Origin of the sequence: Gordonibacter pamelaeae 7-10-1-b (genome assembly GCF_000210055.1) — a bacterium.
Classification (GTDB): Bacteria; Actinomycetota; Coriobacteriia; order Coriobacteriales; family Eggerthellaceae; genus Gordonibacter; species Gordonibacter pamelaeae.
This window is the reverse complement of the sequence record NC_021021.1, coordinates 1,570,157-1,571,235: the sequence shown is the minus strand read 5'-3', so window position 1 is coordinate 1,571,235 and position 1,079 is coordinate 1,570,157. Positions and strand designations below refer to the sequence as shown.

The following is a 1,079-nucleotide window of genomic DNA, read 5'->3' as shown; positions in this document are numbered from 1 at the left end:
CGGAGATGGTGCGCGTCGTGACCAGCGTGAGGCGCGGCACGGCCACGTCGCCGGGCGCGTCGTGGCGCATGAGGCAGGCCGCCATGCACGTCTTGCAGCCGATGCAGACGGACGGGTCGGCCACGATGAACTTTCGTCCGGAGGGCGTCGCAGCGCGCAAGCCTACCGCCCTCCCGCAGGCGCGGCGAGCGCGGCCTCGGCGGCCGTCACGGTGTGGGCCATCGTCACGCTGGTGGTCACCGTGCCCAGGCCGCGCGGCACGGGCGTGAGGGCGTCCACGATAGGTTCCGCCTGGTCGAAGTCCACGTCGCCGCAGAGGTTCCCCTCGGCGTCGAAGTTGATGCCCACGTCGAGCACCGTCTGCCCGGGCCGGAAGAACTCCGCGCCGAACATGCGCGCACGGCCGGTGGCGCAGATCACGACGTCGGCCTCGCGTACGACGTCGGCCAGGTTCTCGGTCCGGCTGTGGCAGAGCGTCACCGTGGCGTTGCGGCGCAGCAGCATCATGGACACGGGCTTGCCCACCACCAGGCTGCGGCCCGCCACCGCCACGCGCTTGCCCTCGAGCGGCACCTCGTAGTGGTCCAGCAGCTCGAGGCACGCGGCGGCCGTCGAGGGCGGGAATCCCGTGCCGCCGTCGGTGAACACCGAGGCCAGCGAGGCGAGCGTGATGCCGTCTACGTCCTTCCGGGGGGCCAGCAGCTCGCAGGCGCGCGCCTCGTCGATATGCGCGGGCAGCGGGCGGAACAGCAGGCAGCCGTGGATGGAGTCGTCGGCGTTCACCTCGTCGAGCGCGGCTTCGAGGGCTTCCTGCGGGGCGTCCTCGGGCAGGACGAACGGGTGCACGGCTATGCCGAGCGATTCGGCGCGCTTCTTGGCGGTGCGCTCGTAGGACAGGTCGTCGGGGCGCTCGCCCATGCGGACGATGGCGAGCGTGGGAGCGATGCCGGCGCGCCCGAGCGCCTCGATACGCGGCGCGAGCTCCTGCGCCAGGCGGTCGACGACGGGCTTTCCGGTGAGGAGGGTGGCCATGGGGATGATTCGCTCCTTCGGGGGTTTACGAGACGGACGTTTTCACG

General features: G+C 71.7%; 1 protein-coding gene. It reads right to left on the bottom strand.

Annotated features, from left to right (window positions below; all coding sequences use genetic code 11):
- Positions 1-162 precede the first annotated feature (162 nt).
- The gene (locus tag GPA_RS07255) at positions 163-1,032 is read right to left on the bottom strand and encodes a bifunctional 5,10-methylenetetrahydrofolate dehydrogenase/5,10-methenyltetrahydrofolate cyclohydrolase (RefSeq protein ID WP_015539456.1); all 870 of its coding nucleotides are present in this window, start codon (positions 1,030-1,032) and stop codon (positions 163-165) included.
- Positions 1,033-1,079 lie beyond the last annotated feature (47 nt).